Below are 21536 nucleotides of genomic sequence, written 5' to 3' on the forward strand. Positions count from 1 at the left end.
CGCGATCTCCTGTCTGTCACTCATCGACCAGTCCCGGCAGCAGATGGACGTGCATCTGTCCCTTTTCGATATTGATGTCCAGAATACAGTCTTTGATCGCGGGAAGCAGGATTTCCCCGCCCTCTTTTGTCGTCACACTGTAGACGTCATTGGCGCCCGTCCCGATCACATCACTGAGGATACCGATCTCCCTGTCCTCTTCATCCAGCACGGAAAGACCAAGCAGATCAGCAATAAAATATTCATCCTTCTCCAGCGCGACCGCATGTTCTCTCGTCACATATAACTCTTTCCCTTTATAGATCTCGATCTCATTAATGCTGTCATAGCCCTTGAATTTAAGGATCACAAACTTTTTAAAATATTTGACGCTCTCCACTTCCATCACTTTTTTTTCTGTTCCTGTATCCAGCAACAGTTCCCTGCAATCCTGAAAACGTCCTGCATCATCTGTCAGAGGGAATATTTTGACTTCCCCTTTGATGCCATGTGTAGAAGTGATAACCCCTACTTTCAATACCTGTTCCATATATTCTCCCTGCGCATGGTAAGAGACTAACAGACAGGGACGACTCTGCCGAGTCGTCCCCACCTGTCAGATGATTTCTACATCCACTTTCTTATTGTCTTTCGATGATGCTGCTTTTACAACAGAGCGGATTGCTTTTGCAATTCTGCCTTGTTTCCCGATCACCTTTCCCATATCAGATGCTGCCACATGAAGTTCTACCGTCACATTTTTTCCGTTTTCCTTCTCTGTCACAACAACTTCGTCCGGACGATCCACAAGTGCTCTTGCAATCACTTCAACTAATTCTTTCATAATCCACCTCCGGAAGTCTGCCCCACGCGGTATACGCAGTACAGACAAGTCTATTTTTCAATCCCTGCCTGCTTAAAGATCCTGCTGACAACTTCCGTAGGCTGTGCACCGTTTGCAAGCCATTTCTTCGCCAGTTCCTCATTTACCTTAAAAGTACTGGGCTCTGTGTTCGGATCATATGTGCCGATTTCCTCGATACATCTTCCATCTCTTGGAGAACGGGAATCCGCAACTACGATTCTATAAAAAGGAGCTTTCTTCTGTCCCATTCTTCTTAATCTGATTTTTACTGCCACTTTCTTTCACCTCCGAAAAATTTTCAATTCCTTACCATTGGGTTTCCACCCTGTATATCTAACGGGCAGGTACAGTTTCCTGACCGCTGCGCGGGACGCGCGCTGCCTTTGCAGCTCTTACCCCTGTGCATTAAAAAGGAAATTTGAATCTTCCCTTTTTACTACCAAAACCACCCATCATGCCCGGAAGCTGTTTCATCATCTTCTGCGACTGTTCAAACTGTTTGATAAACCGGTTGACAACGCTGATGTCTACCCCCGCCCCTCTGGCAATCCGATGTTTGCGGCTGGGATTAAGCAGCTTTGGGTTTCTTCTCTCTTCTTTGGTCATGGAGAGCACAATCGCTTCCATGCGGGCCATCTGTTTGTCGTCGATCATCGACTCGATGTCACCCAGCTTACTGCCGCCCATGCCCGGCATCATCGACAACAGACTCGTAAGACCCCCCATTTTTTTCATCTGGGTCATACTCTCCAGGTAATCTTCAAAATCGAATTTCCCCTTTTTGAGACGGCCTGCCATCTCTTTGCCTTTCTCTTCATCTATATCAATACTGTTTTGCGCCTTCTCGATCAGGGAGAGCACATCTCCCATTCCAAGTATCCGGCTGGCCATCCTGTCCGGATAAAACTGCTCGAGATCGGATAATTTCTCGCCCATGCCGACATACAGGATCGGTCTGCCTGTCACAGCCTTGACCGAAAGTGCCGCACCGCCTCTGGAATCACCGTCCATCTTGGAAAGGATGACGCCGTCCACGCCTACTTTCTCATCAAAATCTTTGGCCACATTGACTGCATCCTGACCTGTCATCGCATCCACGACCAAAAGTGTCTGATGCACGTCTACATTCGCCTTTATATCCTGCAGCTCCTGCATCATCTCTTCATCGATATGCAGCCGCCCCGCAGTATCCAGTATCACAACATTATGTCCGTTTTTCAGAGCATGCTCCAGCGCTGCCTTCGCAATGTCCACCGGTTTATGCCGTTCTCCCATGGAAAAAACATCGACCTGCTGTTTTTCCCCATTGACCTGAAGCTGTTTGATCGCCGCCGGTCTGTACACGTCACAAGCCACAAGAAGCGGCTTCTTGCCTTTCAGTTTCAGCTTTCCGGCAATCTTCGCCGTCGTTGTCGTCTTACCCGCACCCTGAAGGCCGCACATCATAATAACGGTGATGGCCTTACCTGGCTGAAGCGTGATCTCTGTCGTCTCCGAACCCATCAGAGCGACCATTTCCTCGTTTACGATCTTGATAACCATCTGCCCCGGATTAAGACCGTTCATCACATCCGCACCGATGGCGCGCGCTTCCACGGATTTAATAAACTGTTTCACGACTCTGAAGTTGACATCGGCCTCCAGCAGAGCCATCTTTACTTCTTTGAGCGCAGCCCTGACATCCTCCTCGGTAAGCCGTCCCTTGCCACGGAGCTTTTTGAATACATTCTGCAATTTATCAGTTAAACTCTCAAATGCCATCTATAACTCCTCTAAGATCTCCTCCGCAAGTCTGCCGATACGGCTCATCGTCTGACCATCTTCGCAGCCTTCTCCTGCGCTGAGCGCTTTGATCTGCGCCGCCCTCTGTCTGACATACACAAATTTCTTCACCAGATGAAGTTTATTTTCATAGTCAGTCAGAATCTTATCACACCGTTTCAGCAGATCATGGACACCCTGTCTGCTGATGCCATTGCTCTGGGCGATCTCACTCAATGACAGGTCATGAAACACAACGTCCTCGTAAATCTGCCTCTGATGCGCCGTTAGAAGTTCTCCATAAAAATCATATAAAATTCCCTGTTCTACGATTTTTTCCATAACTTCTCCTGCACTGCTTTGACACAAGTCCTATCATAACGGAAATCACAGATAGTGTCAAGTATTTTTTCTTGACACACTCCTTTTTGTAAGATTTATGGTTTGTGATCACATACTGTCAGATTGCCGGTTCCATAATCTCCACCAATGCCTGACACATACTTTCATCTCCTCTCAATTCTTCTATCATCTGTTTATTCGCTCCGACACTTATTTTAATATGGAATCTGCAAGTTCCTTGTCAAATTTTTATCCATAGGCGTATATTATTGCATCGTGAAAGCAGGCATCCCCTATCAGGACCCGCCGTTGGAGTTACAGATACAGTATACTGTCAATATGAGGATTGGCGAAACACTGGTGAAGGATGGTTGCCTGCTTTCTATATGCGGAGGAATTGCCCGTTTGCTTTATAAATTGATGTTAAAGAAAAGGCACAGGAAATAGAACCCCGGTTTTCAGAATTGTAGTTACTCGAATTTACCGCGTTATCAAATTGAATATTATCCTCCTTGGGAGCCACCAGTTTCCCGCTTGAGAGCCACCTGGAAGTTTCCACCTTGAGAGCCACCCCGGACACAAGATATAGTAGTACTGCCTCTGTTGCTTCAAAATACAACAGAGGCAATAACATGTATAGCTTATTCAGACGATCATGATTCTATTTCGTCAACAAGCTTTTTCAGTTTCTTTGAATCATACAGCTTTCTCAGGTTTGTTTCATTTGTAGGGATTTCATAGGCATTATGGATAATCCTGTCCATGATGGAATCTGCCTGCGTTCCGCCGCCGAGCCTGCCATGCCATTCATCGAACGGAATCGCAGCATTGAACAGTAACGCTCGCAGCTTACTTCGGCCTCTTTTACTAATGGTCGTCTGTCCCTTATGCTTTCCCGAACTATTTTCCCGTAATGAAAGTCCGGCCAGTTTTTGTATCTGCCTTGGTGAAGCCAATCAGGAAGATTGTAGTAAATCAGAACACGCACAACATAATCACTAAGACGCATACCCACACGAACCTCAAAGCTGTGGACTTCGGCTTTTGCACAAAAAGAAAGGACAAGCCTATAGTGCCAGTATTCAGAGTAGAAAAAGTTAAAGATTATACAATCATGCCATGTCGAATCCCCCTTGGGCATTCGACTCTCGCGGCAGTCGTCAAGGTCAAGCCAGCTTGACTTTGACTCGTTGCTCGCGGAAATACCCACTTACGCAACCGCCAGTTATCCCTGCGGGCAAAAGGATTGCTCTGTCAAATGCTCTCATTGCCCCCGGAATGTAATTTTACCCTGCAAGGGTTAGCTTATATCAACAAAGAGGGGTTAGACGCTATTACAACGATTATACACGAACTGGAGCAGGCAGGATATATTACCCGCAACAGAATACGCGATGAAAAGGAACAGCTTCGGGAAATGGAATATACAGTCTATTCTTCTCCAAAACTGAATGTCAGCTATGGCAATAATTCAATCGTGGAAAACCCTACACCGGAAAATCCAACATTGGATCTTCCAACACAGGGAAAACCAACGCAATAAAATATAGATATATAAAATACTAAAGAATAAATTACAGAATGATAAATTATCTATTCCTTTCCTATCCGTTCTTTTGATTTTTAATTAGATTATCCCTATCGCATGAGGGGAATGGAAGGGAAAAGAGGTTGATACAACATAGATATTCATTTATGCCTTAATTACCCTTTATCAACGGCAGACAGCCAAGTCAAGGATTTACCGCTTTAGCGGCGTTTACGTCCTTGATTTGGCTGTTTGGCGTTGATAGTCTGGGAAAAGCATAAAGAAGAATTTGCGGGGCTTGTGTTCCTGCCTGCTGAAGATATGGCGTAATATTTATATTTTCTTTTTGCAATTAACCTTAACATTTTAAAAAAACTATTGACAAGCAAAAAAAAAATCCTTATAATCTTTTTGTAAAATTTTGAGTGGACTTTTCCAGATTGATATGTCATCTTTTTGCCACACAGTTATCAGTTTGATAACTGTGTGGCTTTTTGTTGTTATAATTCGGAAAATGTTTATCAAATTTTGGAGGATATATGATGGCTGAAAATAAAATGGAAGTTATGCCAGTTGGAAAGCTGATTTTTGAAATGTCATTACCGCCACTATTTTCCATGTTTCTTCAATATTCATACAATTTGTTAGACAGTGCTTTTGTCGCCCAGTTAAGCGAGAACGCATTAACGGCTGTTTCTCTGTCTTTTCCAATCACAACATTAATGAATGCGGTATCTATTTGGATTGGGGTTGGTATAAATGTCATAATTGCGGGACATCTTGGAAAACGTGAACAAGAAGAAGCAAATAAAACGGTTACTCTTGGACTGATCCTTTCCTTTTTGGTTGGCATTATTTTAAATATAACGGTATTACTAATTATACCCCAATACTTCAAATCGTTTACTGAAAATAACGATATTTATACTTTGTGCATGGAGTATATGGGTGTTTGTTCTTTCATGCAGATACCAAACATGGTTCATATCGTTATTCAAAAAATGATACAGGCAACCGGGAACATGATTGAACCCATGTTGTTTCAACTGACGGGTGTTATAACCAATTTCATTTTTGACCCACTTCTTATTTTTGGAATAGGTTTTTTCCCGGCAATGGGTATTAAAGGAGCTGCTACGGCAACAGTTTTGGGATATTCTGTTTCAATGGTTTTGGCATTTATTATGTTTTTAAAAGCAAAACATAAAATAGCACTTAAAACAGTTGGATTTCGTATTGAATGGAGCATTGTACAAAAAATAATTATTTTAGGGCTGCCTTCTTTTATTATGAATGCCCTAAACGCTTTTACCGTAACGATTGTAAATCTGTTTTTAGTCGCATATTCAGATACGAGCATTGCTTTTTTTGGAGCATATTTTAAAATACAGCAGTTAATTATTATGACTATTAATGGATTAATACAAGGCTGTTTGCCCATTATGCGATTTAATTATGGAGCAGGAAATTTAAAAAGGCTTCAATCAGTTTTTCGATACAGTACAATTTTAGTAACTTCTCTAATGATGTTTGGAACATTAATTATCATGCTGTTTCCGACACAGATTTTGAGTTTGTTTATGGCTTCGGAAAAAATGCGTTCTTATGGGATTATGGCAATGCGGATTATGGCAACAGGTTATTTATTTTGCGGGCTTTCGACAATGATTTCGACTTATATGCAAGCGATTGAAAGAGTGTTGCCAAGCATTATGATACAAATATTCAGACAGATGTTTTTTTTGATACCTATTATGTGGATTTTAGAAAAAGCATTACTAATCATTGGTATTTGGATTGCATTTCCAGTTACTGAATTATTGACGTTTGTTGCAGCAGTCATTCTATTTATGAGATTGAAATTTCAAAATAATAATAAAGATATAGTTGGAGGTAAATAAAAATGTACAAGGAAGATACATCTTTTACAATTAAAACGGGGGGTGAAAATATGTCCCCAAAAGAGGTAGTAAATCTTTTAAGGCAAACTGTATGGGCGAAAGACCGAAAAAAAGAGGCTATCATCAAATCATTAAATCATTCAATCTGCTACGGTGCATTTACAAAAAACGGACAACAAGTTGGATTTGCCAGAGTGATTACTGATTATGCAACGCATTTTTACATTTGTGATGTAGTTGTAAAAAAAGAATTTCGTAATAAAGGTATAGGCAGGCAGCTTCTTAAAACAATTACGGAAAATGAAGATTTAAAACCATTGTTAGGAATGCTGATAACCGAAAATGCAGAAAAATTTTATGAGCCTTTTGGTTTTACAAAAAATCCTATTTGTTTTATGACAAACAAATAGATACACGTTTTTTTATGTTAGCAAATTAAGGGAGGAAATAAAATGGACGAAAAATTTATGAAAGAAAAACCTGTATTGCCATTAATTTTATCAATGTCACTTCCTATGGTACTCTCAATGTTGGTAAATTCTTTATATAACATTGTAGACAGCTTTTTTGTAGCCCAAATTAGTGAGGACGCTATGACGGCATTGTCATTAGTCTTTCCTGTTCAGAATTTTATCAATGCTGTTGCTATTGGCTTTGCCATAGGAATTAACGCAGCAATAGCTTTTTATTTGGGTACAGAAGAATATTCAAGGGCAAATATGGCAGCTACACAAGGCATGGTATTTGCTGTTATACATAGTATCGTTATTACCGTTAGTGTAATTTCTATTATTCCAACTTTTTTAAGAGTATTTACATCATCAGAACCCGTTATTGATTTCGGTATTCGATATTCTGTTATAGCCTTTTCTTTTACTTTTATCATTATTTTAGGCGGAACATTTGAAAAAATATTCCAAGCCGTAGGTAATATGAAAGTAACTATGATAAGTATGATGTGTGGGTGTATCGCAAATATTATCTTAGACCCGGTGCTTATTTTTGGGATTGGTTTTTTCCCCGCAATGGGAATAGAGGGAGCAGCATTGGCAACCGGCATTGGACAGACAATAACGCTTGCTATCTATTTAGTTATCTACTTTGTGCGCCCTATTCGTATTCGCATTAGCAGACAATTTCTTACTTTTGATAAAAAAACAGCTTTCAAACTGTATTTTGTTGGTATACCCGCAACTTTAAATATGGCTTTGCCGTCTGTTTTAATTTCAGCATTAAATTCCATTCTGTCCTCATATTCAGAGGTATATATTTTAGTTTTAGGAATTTATTATAAATTGCAGACTTTCCTATATCTTCCTGCCAATGGTATCATTCAAGGAATGCGTCCTTTAATTGGTTATAATTATGGAGCTGGTGAACAAAAGCGTGTTAAGAAAATTTATAATATTGTTCTTTGCATGAGTAGCGTAATCATGGTTTTAGGCACTATTATCTGTTTGCTCATTCCCGGTCAACTAATAAACCTGTTTACTCATGTGCCGGAAACAATTCATACTGGGGAAATTGCACTCCGTGTTATTAGCGCAGGCTTTCTTGTTTCAGCTATTTCAGTAACTTCATCAGGTGCGTTAGAAGGATTAGGAAAGGGTATGCCGTCATTAATTATTTCTCTATGTCGTTATATTATCATTATCATTCCGTCCGCATTTTTGTTTAGCAGACTTTTTGGTGCAGTCGGCGTATGGAATGCTTTTTGGGTGGCTGAATTTATTACCGCAATTATTTCATTTTTTATTTATCACAGAATAATAAAATGTAATTAGAAAGACAACCGCATACCGGGAGGTGGTAACGTGGGAAAATTGTTACTACTGACACTTAACGAACAAGAAGAAAAAATGATTGACAAAATCATAACGGCAATATCTGATTATATACAAATTGAACCTATGGAGATTACGCCCGCTTCCATGTTATCTTTTCCGGGACTGGAAATAAGGCAGAGCCAACACAGAGTAATTCAAGGCGGGGAAGATGTAAACCTTACCCGCCTTGAATATAATACCCTTGTATTCCTTGCTTCCAATCCCGGCATTGCATTAACACGGACACAGATATTTGAAGCCGTCTGGAACATGGATAGTGATAGCTGCCATTCAAGCGTTGCTAACGTGATTTACAACCTACGGAGAAAGATAGAGCCGGACTGCAAAAACCCGACCTATATAAAAACCGTGTTAGGTGTCGGCTATAAATTTGACGGATAAACGCCGGTAAATGATGATAGATACATTGTCATTCCCCGGCGTTTTTTCTGCCATTGTGGACGCTTAGAAGCCCGTTTCCGGGCGGCAATGGTTATTTCTTTGTTGCACTACAAAACGCCCCGGAAATGCCCTTAAAACGCTCTTTGCTCCTGTTCTATGTCTGTATTTGTTTTCCATTTTCGTTTTTCTATAAGGGTTTGGGAAACTTCCCAACAAATAAAAATTCTATACATTACTTCTCATAAAGATAGAGAATTTTTCGGGATTGAGTACTCAATCCCTATGCTTGCTATTCCGCTATTCTAAACTTTTTATAAATTTTCCCGGAAACTTTGCCATTTTTTACCTCCCGTGCGTAGTAAGTAGTAAAGGGGGAGTTTACGCTATTCCTGTATAGTGTACTTGCCGCTTCTCATAAAATTTAGGGAAACCGTCAAAGGAGAAAGTTTATGCCAAGACCTAATAACTCTCCTACACCCGATACTCAGATACGAATGGAAAGCCTTTCCAATGAAGAAAAGCATTTTATAGAAGAAAGTCTTTCCATAGATAAAATGAGGCTGACCGTTACCAACGTCTACCCCGCCTTTCAGAAAAAATCAGAACAGGAAACCCGACAGGAAATCGGGGCAAGGCTCTATCAGATTTTCAAAAAATATGCGTAAGCCCTTGCAAAACAGTCATGGAAACGATATGATTGTTTTGTGGATATGCGTCTTACGTTTTAGGAGGTAGATAGAATGTACGACGCATTATATGCAAGACAGTCAATCGAAAAAAAGGACAGCATATCCGTAGAAAGCCAGCTTGAGTATTGCAGATACGAAACCCACGGGGAAGCCTGTATTGAATATACGGACAGAGGTTTTTCGGGCAAAGACACCAACCGTCCCGGCTTTGAAAAAATGATGAATGATATTCGTGCAGGAAAAATCAAACGGGTTATTGTCTACAAACTCGACCGTATCAGCCGTTCCATTTTGGATTTTGCAAACATGATGGAGATATTTCAAAAGTATCATGTGGAGTTTGTTTCTTCCACTGAAAAATTTGACACGTCCACACCAATCGGCAGGGCAATGTTAAATATCTGTATCGTGTTCGCCCAACTGGAACGGGAAACTATACAAAAGCGGGTAACGGACGCTTATTATGCAAGGTGCAAGCGCGGTTTTTACATGGGCGGGCGTATTCCCTACGGCTACCGTCTGACGAACACGGTCATTGACAATATCCGCACGTCCATGTACGAGGAAGTCCAAGAGGAAAGCGAACAGCTAAAGCTGATTTACTCCATGTATGCGGACACGGACAATTCACTTGGGGATATTGTACGATACTTGAACGAACACCAGATTAAAAATCTGCGCGGCGCAAACTGGAATACCGCCCGTATCAGTGAAATGCTCCGCAATCCCGTGTATGTGCAAGCCGATATTGACGTGTACCAGTTTTTCCAAAGTCAAGGTGCAAACATCTATAACCCGGCAAGTGACTTCACGGGTTACAATGCCTGCTATCTCTACAAAGGTACGGTTTCCACTTCAAGAAAACAGAGCGACCTGTCCGACAAAGAGATTGTGCTTGCGCCGCATAAGGGTTTTATCCCCTCTAAGACATGGTTAGCCTGCCGTATACGGTGTCTAAATAACCGACAGTCAACAAAGACTTGCAAGCCGAAAAACTCATGGCTTGTTGGTAAGGTAAAATGCGGCAAATGCGGTTATGCGCTAACAATCCGTAAGGCGAAAACAAAGTGGGGACGCTACTTTGTTTGCAGCCAGTCGGGAAGCCGCGGAAGCAACTGCACCGGGGCAGGCTGTACGGTTTATGCAGACGTTTTAGAGGAATATATGCTTGGTGCAATTAAGGATAGACTGTCAGAGTTTCAGAAACTTTCCTGTCTATCTGAAACAGGAGAAGAACAAAAGCAAATGACGAAAAAAATCCGTCTGACACAGATTGAGGAAGAAATCGAAGAACTTCTCTCCAAAGTGTCCGGGGCAAGCGGCGTTCTGATGAAATACATAGATGAAAAAGTATCAGAACTGGACGCAGAGCGGAAAGCCTTGCAGGAAGAAATCGTTACGGCAAATGTCACAGACACAGAGGACAGATTGAAGCAGATAACCAATCATGTAAAAACATGGGAAACGCTTTCTTTCGAGGACAGACAGGCGGTAGTCGATACGCTTATCAAAGTTATCCGCATTGCAGACGGAAACATTGAAATCACTTGGAACATATAACCATTAGCCATGAAAGATTGAAGTACGGCATTTTGAGGGAAATATTTTATGAGATATTTTTACTTCAATCCTCCCGTTTCGGTGATTCGAAACGCTTCACATCACCAACCTCCGCCAAAAATCCGGCTACCGTGATTACTCCTATCCCTTTGATGGCAAGCATCTGCTCGCTTTCGGGTATCTTTTTACACAAACCTGTTATCTCGTCCATTATGGAATCAAGCTGTGCCATCTTGTATTCATAATCCGCAAGCAATAACTTCATTTCATACTCAGCAGCCGAAGAGCCTTTCCTTAAGCCAATGCTTCGTCTGGCTGTTTCACACAGGGTCGTTGCCCGTTTCATTCCAACAGCTCTTAACTTTGCATCACGCCAGATTTGATTGATTCTTTCCGCTCCAAGCTCCATGATTGCCTTCGGAGTACAAGCAACTTTCAAAAGCAACATACTGCTTTGTGCTTCATAGTCCCCAAAAACTTCCTTGTATTCAGGAAAATATCTGGCAAACCATCTGGCAAATCTGTTTTTGATCTGGGTAAGTTCCCTAGTGAGTCTCTTACGATTGGCCACCATAATTCTTAAATCTGCATACACACCATCCGGTGTATACGGTGCAGAATATCTTCCCTCAATGACAAGCTTCTCTATCACCTTAGGGTCTTTTCTGTCATTCTTACTTTGGCTGTTGTCATCCAGTTCCTTGGTCTGCTTTACCGCATAGGGGTTAACCATAACCAGAAGGATGCCCTCATCCTCAAGATAAGCGCCAAGGTCAAACCAGTAATGACCTGTTGGTTCGATTCCTACTATTGCATCTGACTTTTTGTTTTTGTCCTGTAACCTCTGCATCCAGCTTTTGAAGTTTTCGAAACCTTCCCTGCTGTTACTGAATTTAAAGACTTTCCCAAGTTCAATGCCGCGCCAGTCAAAAGCCCTGGCATACTGTGTAGTACTTCCAATATCAATTCCAACTACCAAAGTTGATTCTTTTACTTGATTGATTCTCTGATTTTGTTTACAATTCATTTATGGGTGTCTCCTTTGAACAATGATTTTTATTAACCGCCAAGTTAACAATCATTATTCTATGGGTGACACTCATTTTTTGCAAATCTGTTATTTGTTACTTAACAGGAATGCTCCTTATAGATTATTTGGTGATACTGCATTTGCAGTTCTCCAGAAATAACTATAAGGAGATCCATAATAAAATCAAATATACATGGCAGCACAATATGTTGTGGTGGCTCTGAAGGTGGAAAATATCCATTCCGGATGGCTCTCAAGCGGGAAACTGGTGGCTCCCAAGGAGGATAATATTCACCGTTACTTTTTCCAGCGCTTTAATGTCGGGAACCATTCCTTCATACGTCTTCTTGCCTCTTCTTCACCCATATCAGGGTTGGCGTCCGCCATATTGGGGACACACAGTTCGATCAGCTCTTCCATTGTCCCCTGAAAAGTAAACGCGCCATCCACAAAGCAATACTTGCAGTATTCCTCATTTTTGCTGCCATCTTCATTTGTTCCACACAGTTCGTCGGTGTCTCCCATAGGCATACCGCAGCTCTGACAAAATTTCTGATTACTCTCCTTCATTTTCCAGCCTCCGTTCTTCCGAATATTTCGGATTTATATATCGTTATCTTGTTCTCGCATTTATGATAGCACAAATAACCTGACACCTTTTGTCAGGATTTATTTTTTTCATAAATTGCCTTCGCCTGCCGTGCGATCTCTTCCCGCAGATCAGCAGGGGAAAGGATGTCGATCTGCGTTCCAAACGACAACAGAAACCCTGTCAGCCACGCATCCTCCGGCAATCTGGCACAGACAAGCAAGTCTCCATTTTCCTGTTTTTGTACCTGCGCTCTGTCAAACTCATCATAGACACGATATGTCATCTCTTTCGGAAAGCGCAGCGTAATCTGACGATAAGTTCTCTCGAATGGTTCTGCCGGTTCTGAAAGCGCATGGCGCACAAACCGTTCCTCCATAACCTCCAGATCTAAGATACGATTCAGTTTGAAAATTCTCAGATCCTGTTTCTCCGTACAGAACGCTTTCAAATACCATGCGCTTGCCTTGTATACGAGTTTCCATGGCTGGACAACCCTTACGCTGATCGCTCCACAGACGCCCGCATAATGAATCTTAACACTTCTGCAATGAATGACCGCTGATTTCAGCAGCTCAAACTTCTCATTGTCGGCTCCCTCATTGCCCCACCGGGAAAAGTCCACTTCCAGCCAGTCCTCCGAACGCAGATGAAAGATCGCCGAAAGTTTCCGTAAGATATAGCCGCCGTCGTCATTCCGTATGGCAGACACGCTCTGTAACGCCGTGAGAATCTCCCGCTTCTCTTCTTCCGAAAGCACAACCTTATCCAGCACAAAATCATTCATCAGGTGAATGCCGCCATTTCTTCCTGCTTCCGTATAGACAGGAATCCCTGCCGCACTCAACGCATCTATATCTCTGTAGATTGTTCTCACCGACACCTCAAACAGTTCCGCCAACTGTGGAGCGCTCGCCTGTCCCTTGTCAAGTAAGTAATAGAGAATCTTGAATAATCTGCTTTCCTGCAATCTGTCTCCTCCTTTCTGCTCCGGCCTTCTCTTACTTCTTGATGCCCGGATTTTATGTTCTTCAGATTGTCGAAATCTTCTGTCTGTGATACGATAAGGTTATTGTTATCACTACTTTTTCCAGGGAGGGAAGTCCTATGATCATCAACACAGGCGGGCGGACAATACCGTACAGTATTACACACAATGGCTGCTTCACCGTTTTGCAGAAGGTTATGTGCTCTCGCACAATCCGCTTTTTCCAGACAAAATGATGCACTGTGAATCCGGGTGCCGGTCATGAATAATCCGGCAACAGTAAAAAATGCCCTCAAGGCAGCTTTTCCCCATACAATACCGATCTTTGCGGGCTTTTGGTTTCTTGGTATTACTTACGGCATTTATATGAAAACTTCGGGCTTTTCCTTTCTGTTTCCGGCAGCCATGAGTCTCACGATCTTTGGCGGTTCTCTGGAATTTTTAGCAGTGAAGATGCTGCTCTCCGCCTTTGCTCCGGTGCAGACGCTTGTCATGGCGCTGATGATACAGGCGAGACATTTGTTCTATGGCATTTCCATGCTGGACCGTTTCAGGGGACTTGGCTGGAAGAAATATTACCTTATTTTCGGTATGTGCGATGAAAGTTTCTCCATCAACTATTCCGCACAAATACCGGATCGGATCGACAAAGGCTGGTTTATGTTTTTTGTGACCCTGTTCAATCATTTTTACTGGTTTTCAGGCGCCGTCATCGGCGGACTTCTCGGATCCCTGATTTCTTTTAACACAAGCGGGCTGGATTTTGTAATGACAGCAATGTTCGTCGTCATTTTCCTTGAGCAATGGCTGAAAGAAAAGAGACACGATACGGCGTTGATTGGCATTGCCGTCTCTCTCATCTGTCTGCTCTGTTTTGGCGCCGATGCCTTCCTGCTTCCAACTATGATGGGTATTTTAGTCATCCTCACCCTGTTTCGCGGCCCGATCAGAAAGGCAGGTGAAAAAGAATGACACTGACTCAGCAGATTATCACGATCGCCCTCTGTGCGCTCGGCACCATGGCGACAAGATTTTTACCATTTCTGGTATTTTCTTCCAGGAAGCCGACGCCGGAATACATCCGATATTTGGGAAGGGCGCTTCCCTCCGCAATTTTCGGTATGTTAGTCGTCTATTGCCTGAAAAATGTTTCGATTTTATCAGGCAGTCATGGACTGCCTGAGTGCATTGCAATCGTAGCCGTAGTTGCTCTGCATTTGTGGAAACGGCAGATGTTGCTGTCGATTGCCGCCGGAACTGTCTGCTACATGCTGCTCGTTCAATTTGTATTTTAATTCTAACCGATCAGGAGGAATCATATGCTCACTACTATTGTTCGTCGTAAACCAAACAGTGTACCGTCCATTTTCAGTCTCAGATGGCTGTCCCTGGCAGCAGCAGTATGGGGCGCATTATCGCTGGCACTTTTCATATCTGTGACAGCACAGGCCGCCGAAACAAAAGCTGTCACTGTCTCCTCCAGTAACAACAGTCTGGGCGCTGTGTTCTGTACCCACAACGAAACTTCGTTTGAACATTACACCTACGCGGAACCTGCAGATTATATTTCCGTGACTGCGCTGCCGGTCAACAAGAACTATCATTTCCTGCACTGGACTGACAATGGTGTCATCGTCAGCAACGACAGCACCTATTCGTTTGCCGTCAAAGATCAGAATCATATGCTTGTCGCCCACTTTGATGCCAAGCCGGAGATGAAGCATAAGCGATATGATCCGGACAAGAACATTTCTTCCATTACCCGCAACACAAATGCCTGTGTCTTCGCTCCGGGATATAAGATCGATGGTATGACAATCAATACTGCCCTCATTCCCGTCGACGAAACAACGGAAAATGCCGTCGAAACCATGACCGGAGGCAATTTTACTGGCGCGTTCCGCATTCAGTTTACCTTCGGATATGATGGAAAAGAAAAGCAGACGCTCGATCAGCCGACAAGGATCATACTCAAACTTCCTGTCGCTCAGGCCGGAACCTGCCGTATCGTATCTCTTGCCGGCGCCGCACCTGTCGTCCTTGACGATCTGGACACAGAAGAACAGACCGTGACATTCGAGATCAGCGACAGCGGACTGTACATCGTGACCTGTACAAACACCAGTACGGCGACGCCTCTCCAGCCGACTGCACCTCTGCCGCCGGTCATCCCGCCCCAGCCGGCTGTTCCTCTGCAGCCGACCATCCCGGCTCAGCCGGCTGCATCTCCTCTGCCGCCGGTCAGCTCATCCCAGCCAGCCGCCCCTGTCACCCCTGTCGTTCCGGCGCCGTCCGTGACGACTTCTGTTAAATCGTACAGTCCGTACAATATCCGTACACTTCAATCTTGTGTCCGGTGATCTGAAATGTCCCTTCCGTCTCTTGCAGATGAATGTCATGGAAGGGACATTCCTTTAAAGGAATCCTTTTGTGACATTTGAGGCAGATCGCATAATGCTGATGACAGCCTGTATTCCACTCATACAAAGCCACATCGGTATCCGGCAGGCTCATCCTGCAGATCAGTCCCTGCTCCTCGAACGCCTGCAGTGCACGATAGACGGTAGACACCGCATAGCCACAGACCCCGTCCTCACGCAGCAGCGCCTGATAAATATCCGCTGCGCTCATCGGTCTTTCCGCCGCTGTCAGTATCTGACAGACCCGTTCTCTTTGCTTTGTCTTTTTCATTCTCTTCCAGATCATTTCCTGCCGCTCTTCCACTCATGCCCCTCCTCTCTACATTCCCACTGTACTCACCATAATACCGCAAATGACCCCCACCAGATAGAGGCTGGCTGTAATACACACATTTTCTTTCCAGTGATGGTTGACCCGGTATAAGACAAGCAGTCCAATGCCAGAGCCTGTCAGCAGCCCGCTGAGCAGAGCGCCAAATGACAGCGCGCCCTTCAGATAAAGCTGTGTGAGCACGACAGAGGAAGCACAGTTGGGGATCAGGCCGATCAGGCCTGCCGTCAGCTCCCCCACGACAGGGTACTGAATAAACAGACCGGCCAGTGCATCTCCGCCAATCTGCTCCAGCAGCAAATTCAAACAAAGACTGACCAGGAAAATAAAAAAGAACACTTGCAGTGTGTGACTGGCCGCAGACCGCAGAATTCCTTTCCCACAGCCGCAGTGCGAATGTCCGTCTGACTCACTTATCCCCCTGAGCAATCTTCTTTTCTTCTCTTCGCCGCGCCGGCGCAGTAACAGATCGACAGACAGACCGACACACAGCCCGATTACGATCTTACATAAAAGTATCCTGCCGATGAGCGCCATTGGCGCCGCCTCGGAGATCAGGATCGGCAGCATCTCATCGGAGGTGGACAGATAGATCGAAAAAAGTGTGCCCAGTGTGATGACTCTGCCCGCATAGAGACTGCTTCCGGCGGCTGAAAACCCGCACTGCGGAAAGGCACCCGCCACCGCTCCAAACAATGGTCCCAGTCTTCCCGACTTTTGTACCGCCTGCCTTGCCACCTTCCCGGTTTTATGCTCCAGCCACTCCATCAACAGATATGTGACAAATAAAAACGGGACCAATCTGACACTGTCTGTCGCCGTATCCAAAAGAATCTCTTTCATATCCATACTCTCATTTCCTTCACCATACTTATTTTGACTGTCTTGTCAATCTTCCTCGACATAGCGTAGTTGCAACTGCTATTGATTCGCATTTAGAGAGTATAACACATTTTTAATCAATGAGAAAGAGCGAATTTAATACCGTTGTCCATATTCTTTTCTGGCTATGTCCGTGTACATTTTCACAAACTCGCTTTTCGCCGCCGTATACCCATCTCTGTGATACCGGAAAGTTTCCGCCAGAGCCAACTTCCGCCTTTCATATTCCTCCGCAACAGCCGGATTCTCCCGCAGGTAATCTCTGAAATACAACTCATCATTATCTCCCCATAACCGGAGATGGAGATGGAACACACGATCCGCAAAACCACTCTCCGTATATCCTTTGTTCAATGAAATTCTATGCTGTTTCCGGTCCATACACAGCCAGCCATGATCCAAAAGAATGTCCGACACCGTCAGCATATTTCCCCTGTCTTCCACCTCCAGTAAAAGATCGACGATATTTTTAGCCCATAGATTCGCAACTGCGGTGCTGCCGATATGAGAAAGCCTCATCGCCGTTTTCTCCGGTACCAAAGACCTGATCGCTGCTGCCTCGCATTCGTACCACGTTTTCCATTCCTGCCTGTGAGAGACAAGACTGATTGGAAATAACTGCCACAGCTCTTCCAGACTCCTTTCGTTTAACGGCTTTCCCATACATCCTCCACACGCTTCCTCTACGTACCCCTGCACATCACAAAACGCCGCCCAGTCTCCCGGACGGCGCTGCTTTTTTCTATGATCTCCATTACAATATAACTTTCTTCGGACACTTCTCCTGGCAAATGCCGCATCCCGTACATTTGTCATAATCAATCCTGGCATGGAACTCTTCGATGACAATCGCGTCGCTCGGACAGTTCTTCTTACAGAGCTGGCAGGCGATACAGCCGGCCTGACAGGCTTTCATCGTCACAGGACCCTTATCTTTGGAGCTGCATGCCACCATATGTTTGGCGTCATAAGGGATCAGCTCGATCAAATGTTTCGGACAGGCTTCCACGCACTTACCGCAGGCCTTGCAGGCTTCTCTGTCCACGACCGCCACGCCGTCCACGACATGAATCGCATCAAACGGACAGGCCCTGACACAGCTTCCATAACCAAGGCAGCCATAATTGCAGCTCTTCGGACCGCCATTGGGCACAAAAGACAGCATACGGCAGTCCTCGCTTCCGTGATATTCGTAGTCGACTCCCGCTTTTTCGCAGGTACCGATACATTTGACAAAAGCGACCTTTTTCACGCCTGCCTGCGCTTCCACGCCCATGATCGCAGCAATCTTGTTGCCGACAGGTTCTCCGCCTACCGGGCAGGCATTCACCGGCGCCTCCCCTTTGGCGATTGCCGCCGCCAGACCGGAACAGCCCGCATACCCGCAGCCGCCGCAGTTATTACCCGGAAGGGCCGCCAGAACAGCTTCCTCCTTCTCGTCCACCTTCACTTCAAACTTGATCGCCGCGATTCCAAGAAACAGACCGATAAACAGACCAACGGCTCCCACCACAAGTGTCGCTATGATAATTGCTGAAACTTCCATCTGTCTACCCCCTTATCAGTCCCGCAAACCCGCAGAACGCTATGGCCATCAGCCCCGCCGTCACAAGTACAATCGGCATCCCCTTAAATGACTGTGGCACATCGTTGTATTCCATCTTCTCCCGAATGCCGGCGAGAATCACGATCGCAATCGTAAACCCGGCAGCAGTGGCAAAACCGTTGACGATCCCGGCCACAATTCCGTAATTTTTCTGCACATTATTCAGCGCCACACCGAGTACGGCACAGTTCGTGGTAATCAGAGGCAGGTAAACGCCGAGCGCCGTATAGAGCGCCGGCATAAATTTCTTCAGCACCATCTCTACGAACTGTACAAGCGCCGCGATAACGAGAATGAAGACGATCGTCTGCAAATATGTAATATCCAGAGGAACCAGTACAAATTTATAGATCAGCCCGGCCACCGCAGAGGCCAGCGTAATTACGAAGATAACGGCAGTTCCCATACCGGCCGCGGTCTCCACCTTTTTGGACACACCAAGAAAGGGACACAAGCCTAAAAACTGGCTGAGCACTACATTGCTCACAAGACTGGAGCTGATCAGTATAATGAGTAAATCTTTCCACGTCGATGCCATCCTACTTTACCTCCCCCTTCTGTTCTCCCGGCTTTGCCGTCGATACTGCGTTCGTGCTCTCTTTGCCGCTCTCTCCGTAAAATCTGCGTGAACAGCCGCTGTCACCGCAGTTCATACAGTCGGAGTTACAGCCGGACTGGATTTTGGACATATCTTTGCCCTTTTTCTCACCATTTATTTTCACTTTGTTCTGTAAAGCAGTCAGACAGGCCAGCACAAAGAACGCTCCCGGCGCCATGATGAAAATGTTAAACGGCACATAAGAAGCCGGCATAAAATGAAATCCGAAGATCTCACCCGCACCGAGGATCTCTCGGATGCCGCCGATACAGGTCAGAGCCAGGGAAAATCCCAGTCCCATACCTACCCCGTCAAAAAAGGACGGGATCACCGGATTTTTCGATGCATACGATTCCGCTCTGCCAAGGATGATACAGTTTACAACGATCAGCGGAATATAGATGCCGAGCGCATCGTATAAGAAAGGCAGATAAGCCTGCAAAGCCATCTGTACGACCGTCACAAATGAGGCGATGATAACAATAAACGCCGGAATCCTCACCTTATCCGGAATGATATTGCGCAGCAGTGCAATGATTGCATTGCTCAGCGCCAGTACAACCATCGTCGTCAGGCCCATACCGAGACCGTTGATGGCCGAAGTCGTAACTGCCAGAGTCGGGCACATGCCCAGCATAAGCACTAAGGTAGGATTTTCCTTGACAATACCGTTATAAAGCCGTTCTCCTGCACTATTCATTGCCACTGCCCCCTTCCAAAGCCGTATGGAAATAATAGAGTCCTGCATTGACTGTATTAGTCATTGCATTGGTCGTGATTGTCGCGCTGCTGATAGCGTCGATCTGGTCATCGGATACGGCTCCTGTCTTTGTATAAGTAAACTGCGCTACCTGCTTTTCGGCAAACTGCGGCTGCAGCACTTCTTCTGCGCGCATACCGAGACCGGGCGTCTCTGCGATCGAAAGAATAGAAATGCCGTTCAGCGTTCCATCCATGCGCACTCCCATTGAGAACTGAATATCCCCGCCATAACCTTCATGAGAAGTAATTGTAATCACATATCCAAGGTCATTGCCGGCCGTGTCCTGTGCCCGCATCACCTGATTGACAGAAGATTTCTCATAACCGCCCGCCGCCAGGACTACAACCGTCTCTTCCTCATTTACCTCCATAGCCTCAAACGCTGCCGCATCCGCAAATACTTCCTGACAGGCCTCCTGTTTCTTCTTCTCTTCCTGTTCCGCGATCGGCTCCTTTGTCACACTGTAAACAGACCCGAGGATCGCCCCTGCGACAACTGTTATGACAAAAAGGATCGCAGCATCTCTCAACATATTTTTCATGCCCTCTCCCCTCCTTTGCCAAATGCTTTCGGAAGCGTCACTTTCTCGATCAGAGGTACCAGCAGATTACCAATGATGATTGCATAGGAGACACCCTCCGCTCCCGGACCGAAAAGCCGGAAAATACCGGTCATAATCCCGAGGAAAATCCCAAACACATACTGTCCCCTCTTAGTAATGGGCCGCGTCACATAGTCGGTGGCCATGAAAAAGGCACCCAGCATCAGACCGCCGCCCGCAAGCTGTGCCGATATGTAAGCGCTGTCAAACCCCCGTCCGCTGAATAAGACGAGAAAGATTACAAAGCTGACAATATAACTCCCGGGAATGCGCAGGTCAATAATATCAAGCATAATCAGAATACACGCCCCCAATACGATGGCAATCATCGACGTCTCACCGATCGTACCGCCCGTGCGTCCGATAATCATATTCATCACATTGACGCTCTCTCCCGCCTTCAGAGCTGCCAGCGGTGTCGCTCCTGTATAAGCATCACAGTCAAAATTGGTCATAATAGAGGCAAAAGAGATCAGAAGAAAACACCTGGCTCCCAGCGCCGGGTTCATAAAGTTCTGCCCCAGACCTCCAAACAGCATCTTTACGACAAGAATCGCAAATACACCGCCGACCACTCCAATCCACAGCGGTGCATTCGGCGGCAGGTTCAAAGCCAGCAAAATTCCTGTCACAGTAGCCGACAAATCGGATACCGTCACCGGTTTCTTCATCAAAAGTTCATAGATATATTCCGTAAGCACAGTGGATGCCACTGTCACCAGAACAAGGATCAGCGCCCGCAGTCCAAAATTATACACACCGAAAAACACCGCCGGAAGCAGTGCCAGCACGACCGCCCCCATAATACTGCCGGTCGTCGCTTTGGAGCGTATATGCGGATTGGATGACACCTTCATCAAATCGCTCATTGCAGT

Annotated in this window: 26 protein-coding genes and 1 pseudogene; 10 read left to right on the forward strand and 17 right to left on the reverse strand. The window is 45.1% G+C overall.

Going from position 1 to position 21536, the window contains the following annotated elements:
• Nucleotides 1–16 precede the first annotated feature (16 nt).
• From rimM to V1224_09730, 6 genes and pseudogenes are all read right to left on the reverse strand, one after another.
• Nucleotides 17–529 (reverse strand): ribosome maturation factor RimM, encoded by a 513-nt coding sequence (gene rimM / locus V1224_09705; protein WWR17454.1) that lies wholly within the window; start codon nt 527–529, stop codon nt 17–19.
• Between the two features lie 66 nt (nt 530–595).
• Nucleotides 596–823, reverse strand: coding sequence for a KH domain-containing protein (locus V1224_09710; protein WWR14776.1), 228 nt, complete (start codon nt 821–823; stop codon nt 596–598).
• A 50-nt stretch (nt 824–873) separates the two neighbouring features.
• Entirely contained in the window at nt 874–1119 is a 246-nt protein-coding gene (gene rpsP / locus V1224_09715) for a 30S ribosomal protein S16 (GenBank protein ID WWR14777.1), read from the reverse strand.
• 130 nt (nt 1120–1249) lie between these two features.
• Nucleotides 1250–2605, reverse strand: coding sequence for a signal recognition particle protein (gene ffh, locus V1224_09720; protein ID WWR14778.1), 1356 nt, complete (start codon nt 2603–2605; stop codon nt 1250–1252).
• Nucleotides 2606–2947: a YlxM family DNA-binding protein gene (locus V1224_09725; protein WWR14779.1), complete on the reverse strand. Its 342-nt coding sequence runs from the start codon at nt 2945–2947 to the stop codon at nt 2606–2608.
• An 818-nt stretch (nt 2948–3765) separates the two neighbouring features.
• Nucleotides 3766–3891 (reverse strand): annotated as a pseudogene (locus V1224_09730) (transposase).
• Nucleotides 3892–4178: 287 nt separating this feature from the next.
• On the opposite strand from V1224_09730, the gene V1224_09735 reads away from it, so the two are divergent.
• From V1224_09735 to V1224_09765, 7 genes are all read left to right on the forward strand, one after another.
• Nucleotides 4179–4490, forward strand: coding sequence for a hypothetical protein (locus tag V1224_09735; protein ID WWR17455.1), 312 nt, complete (start codon nt 4179–4181; stop codon nt 4488–4490).
• 524 nt (nt 4491–5014) lie between these two features.
• Nucleotides 5015–6376 carry an MATE family efflux transporter gene (locus V1224_09740; protein ID WWR14780.1) on the forward strand — a complete coding sequence of 454 codons (1362 nt, stop codon included), beginning with the start codon at nt 5015–5017 and terminating at the stop codon, nt 6374–6376.
• 2 nt (nt 6377–6378) lie between these two features.
• Complete coding sequence (locus V1224_09745; protein ID WWR14781.1) at nt 6379–6786, forward strand: GNAT family N-acetyltransferase; 408 nt, start codon at nt 6379–6381, stop codon at nt 6784–6786.
• Between the two features lie 42 nt (nt 6787–6828).
• On the forward strand, nt 6829–8160 hold the full coding sequence (locus V1224_09750) for an MATE family efflux transporter (protein WWR14782.1): 1332 nt from the start codon (nt 6829–6831) through the stop codon (nt 8158–8160).
• Nucleotides 8161–8190: 30 nt separating this feature from the next.
• On the forward strand, nt 8191–8604 hold the full coding sequence (locus tag V1224_09755; protein ID WWR14783.1) for a winged helix-turn-helix domain-containing protein: 414 nt from the start codon (nt 8191–8193) through the stop codon (nt 8602–8604).
• Between the two features lie 449 nt (nt 8605–9053).
• Nucleotides 9054–9269, forward strand: coding sequence for a hypothetical protein (locus V1224_09760; GenBank protein WWR14784.1), 216 nt, complete (start codon nt 9054–9056; stop codon nt 9267–9269).
• 75 nt (nt 9270–9344) lie between these two features.
• Nucleotides 9345–10853, forward strand: a complete 1509-nt coding sequence (locus V1224_09765; protein ID WWR14785.1) for a recombinase family protein — start codon at nt 9345–9347, stop codon at nt 10851–10853.
• A 64-nt stretch (nt 10854–10917) separates the two neighbouring features.
• Here V1224_09765 and V1224_09770 read toward each other — a convergent pair whose 3' ends face one another.
• From V1224_09770 to V1224_09780, 3 genes are all read right to left on the reverse strand, one after another.
• Entirely contained in the window at nt 10918–11880 is a 963-nt protein-coding gene (locus V1224_09770) for an IS110 family transposase (protein ID WWR14786.1), read from the reverse strand.
• 300 nt (nt 11881–12180) lie between these two features.
• Nucleotides 12181–12453 (reverse strand): zinc ribbon domain-containing protein, encoded by a 273-nt coding sequence (locus tag V1224_09775; protein ID WWR14787.1) that lies wholly within the window; start codon nt 12451–12453, stop codon nt 12181–12183.
• A gap of 92 nt (nt 12454–12545) precedes the next feature.
• Nucleotides 12546–13442, reverse strand: a complete 897-nt coding sequence (locus V1224_09780) for a YafY family protein (protein ID WWR14788.1) — start codon at nt 13440–13442, stop codon at nt 12546–12548.
• A 279-nt stretch (nt 13443–13721) separates the two neighbouring features.
• On the opposite strand from V1224_09780, the gene V1224_09785 reads away from it, so the two are divergent.
• From V1224_09785 to V1224_09795, 3 genes are read left to right on the forward strand one after another with little or no spacing between them, the layout of a single operon-like run.
• The gene (locus tag V1224_09785; GenBank protein ID WWR14789.1) at nt 13722–14432 is read left to right on the forward strand and encodes an AzlC family ABC transporter permease; all 711 of its coding nucleotides are present in this window, start codon (nt 13722–13724) and stop codon (nt 14430–14432) included.
• Entirely contained in the window at nt 14429–14755 is a 327-nt protein-coding gene (locus V1224_09790) for a branched-chain amino acid transporter permease (protein ID WWR14790.1), read from the forward strand. The genes V1224_09785 and V1224_09790 overlap by 4 nt, the downstream gene beginning before the upstream one ends.
• A gap of 24 nt (nt 14756–14779) precedes the next feature.
• Complete coding sequence (locus tag V1224_09795) at nt 14780–15820, forward strand: hypothetical protein (GenBank protein WWR14791.1); 1041 nt, start codon at nt 14780–14782, stop codon at nt 15818–15820.
• Here the strand turns inward: V1224_09795 and V1224_09800 are convergent.
• The 8 genes from V1224_09800 to V1224_09835 form a co-directional block, all read right to left on the reverse strand.
• Nucleotides 15768–16184 (reverse strand): transcriptional repressor, encoded by a 417-nt coding sequence (locus V1224_09800; GenBank protein WWR14792.1) that lies wholly within the window; start codon nt 16182–16184, stop codon nt 15768–15770. The genes V1224_09795 and V1224_09800 overlap by 53 nt on opposite strands.
• A gap of 15 nt (nt 16185–16199) precedes the next feature.
• Nucleotides 16200–17060, reverse strand: a complete 861-nt coding sequence (locus V1224_09805) for a putative manganese transporter (GenBank protein ID WWR14793.1) — start codon at nt 17058–17060, stop codon at nt 16200–16202.
• Nucleotides 17061–17189: 129 nt separating this feature from the next.
• Complete coding sequence (locus V1224_09810) at nt 17190–17909, reverse strand: GrpB family protein (protein WWR14794.1); 720 nt, start codon at nt 17907–17909, stop codon at nt 17190–17192.
• Nucleotides 17848–18639: an RnfABCDGE type electron transport complex subunit B gene (locus V1224_09815; GenBank protein WWR14795.1), complete on the reverse strand. Its 792-nt coding sequence runs from the start codon at nt 18637–18639 to the stop codon at nt 17848–17850. The genes V1224_09810 and V1224_09815 overlap by 62 nt, the downstream gene beginning before the upstream one ends.
• 4 nt (nt 18640–18643) lie before the next feature.
• Entirely contained in the window at nt 18644–19237 is a 594-nt protein-coding gene (rsxA, locus tag V1224_09820; GenBank protein ID WWR14796.1) for an electron transport complex subunit RsxA, read from the reverse strand.
• 1 nt (nt 19238) lies between these two features.
• Complete coding sequence (locus V1224_09825; GenBank protein WWR14797.1) at nt 19239–19997, reverse strand: electron transport complex subunit E; 759 nt, start codon at nt 19995–19997, stop codon at nt 19239–19241.
• Nucleotides 19990–20601, reverse strand: a complete 612-nt coding sequence (locus V1224_09830; protein ID WWR14798.1) for an RnfABCDGE type electron transport complex subunit G — start codon at nt 20599–20601, stop codon at nt 19990–19992. Before V1224_09830 ends, V1224_09825 begins: the two co-directional genes overlap by 8 nt.
• A complete protein-coding gene (locus V1224_09835; protein ID WWR14799.1) occupies nt 20598–21530 on the reverse strand; it encodes an RnfABCDGE type electron transport complex subunit D in 933 nt (310 codons plus the stop codon). Before V1224_09835 ends, V1224_09830 begins: the two co-directional genes overlap by 4 nt.
• Nucleotides 21531–21536 lie beyond the last annotated feature (6 nt).

It is taken from the genome of Lachnospiraceae bacterium JLR.KK008 (genome assembly GCA_037015955.1).
Taxonomy (GTDB): domain Bacteria; phylum Bacillota; class Clostridia; order Lachnospirales; family Lachnospiraceae; genus VSOB01.

What these genes read in the sequence shown, in the direction of transcription:
- rimM (WWR17454.1), bottom strand. Translation starts at nt 529, where the DNA reads ATGGAACAGGTATTGAAAGTAGGGGTTATCACTTCTACACATGGCATC.
- V1224_09710 (WWR14776.1), bottom strand. Translation starts at nt 823, where the DNA reads ATGAAAGAATTAGTTGAAGTGATTGCAAGAGCACTTGTGGATCGTCCG.
- ffh (WWR14778.1), bottom strand. Translation starts at nt 2,605, where the DNA reads ATGGCATTTGAGAGTTTAACTGATAAATTGCAGAATGTATTCAAAAAG.
- V1224_09725 (WWR14779.1), bottom strand. Translation starts at nt 2,947, where the DNA reads ATGGAAAAAATCGTAGAACAGGGAATTTTATATGATTTTTATGGAGAA.
- V1224_09740 (WWR14780.1), top strand. Translation starts at nt 5,015, where the DNA reads ATGATGGCTGAAAATAAAATGGAAGTTATGCCAGTTGGAAAGCTGATT.
- V1224_09745 (WWR14781.1), top strand. Translation starts at nt 6,379, where the DNA reads ATGTACAAGGAAGATACATCTTTTACAATTAAAACGGGGGGTGAAAAT.
- V1224_09750 (WWR14782.1), top strand. Translation starts at nt 6,829, where the DNA reads ATGGACGAAAAATTTATGAAAGAAAAACCTGTATTGCCATTAATTTTA.
- V1224_09760 (WWR14784.1), top strand. Translation starts at nt 9,054, where the DNA reads ATGCCAAGACCTAATAACTCTCCTACACCCGATACTCAGATACGAATG.
- V1224_09765 (WWR14785.1), top strand. Translation starts at nt 9,345, where the DNA reads ATGTACGACGCATTATATGCAAGACAGTCAATCGAAAAAAAGGACAGC.
- V1224_09770 (WWR14786.1), bottom strand. Translation starts at nt 11,880, where the DNA reads ATGAATTGTAAACAAAATCAGAGAATCAATCAAGTAAAAGAATCAACT.
- V1224_09775 (WWR14787.1), bottom strand. Translation starts at nt 12,453, where the DNA reads ATGAAGGAGAGTAATCAGAAATTTTGTCAGAGCTGCGGTATGCCTATG.
- V1224_09785 (WWR14789.1), top strand. Translation starts at nt 13,722, where the DNA reads ATGAATAATCCGGCAACAGTAAAAAATGCCCTCAAGGCAGCTTTTCCC.
- V1224_09790 (WWR14790.1), top strand. Translation starts at nt 14,429, where the DNA reads ATGACACTGACTCAGCAGATTATCACGATCGCCCTCTGTGCGCTCGGC.
- V1224_09795 (WWR14791.1), top strand. Translation starts at nt 14,780, where the DNA reads ATGCTCACTACTATTGTTCGTCGTAAACCAAACAGTGTACCGTCCATT.
- V1224_09805 (WWR14793.1), bottom strand. Translation starts at nt 17,060, where the DNA reads ATGGATATGAAAGAGATTCTTTTGGATACGGCGACAGACAGTGTCAGA.
- V1224_09810 (WWR14794.1), bottom strand. Translation starts at nt 17,909, where the DNA reads ATGACAAATGTACGGGATGCGGCATTTGCCAGGAGAAGTGTCCGAAGA.
- V1224_09815 (WWR14795.1), bottom strand. Translation starts at nt 18,639, where the DNA reads ATGGAAGTTTCAGCAATTATCATAGCGACACTTGTGGTGGGAGCCGTT.
- rsxA (WWR14796.1), bottom strand. Translation starts at nt 19,237, where the DNA reads ATGGCATCGACGTGGAAAGATTTACTCATTATACTGATCAGCTCCAGT.
- V1224_09825 (WWR14797.1), bottom strand. Translation starts at nt 19,997, where the DNA reads ATGAATAGTGCAGGAGAACGGCTTTATAACGGTATTGTCAAGGAAAAT.
- V1224_09830 (WWR14798.1), bottom strand. Translation starts at nt 20,601, where the DNA reads ATGAAAAATATGTTGAGAGATGCTGCGATCCTTTTTGTCATAACAGTT.
- V1224_09835 (WWR14799.1), bottom strand. Translation starts at nt 21,530, where the DNA reads ATGAGCGATTTGATGAAGGTGTCATCCAATCCGCATATACGCTCCAAA.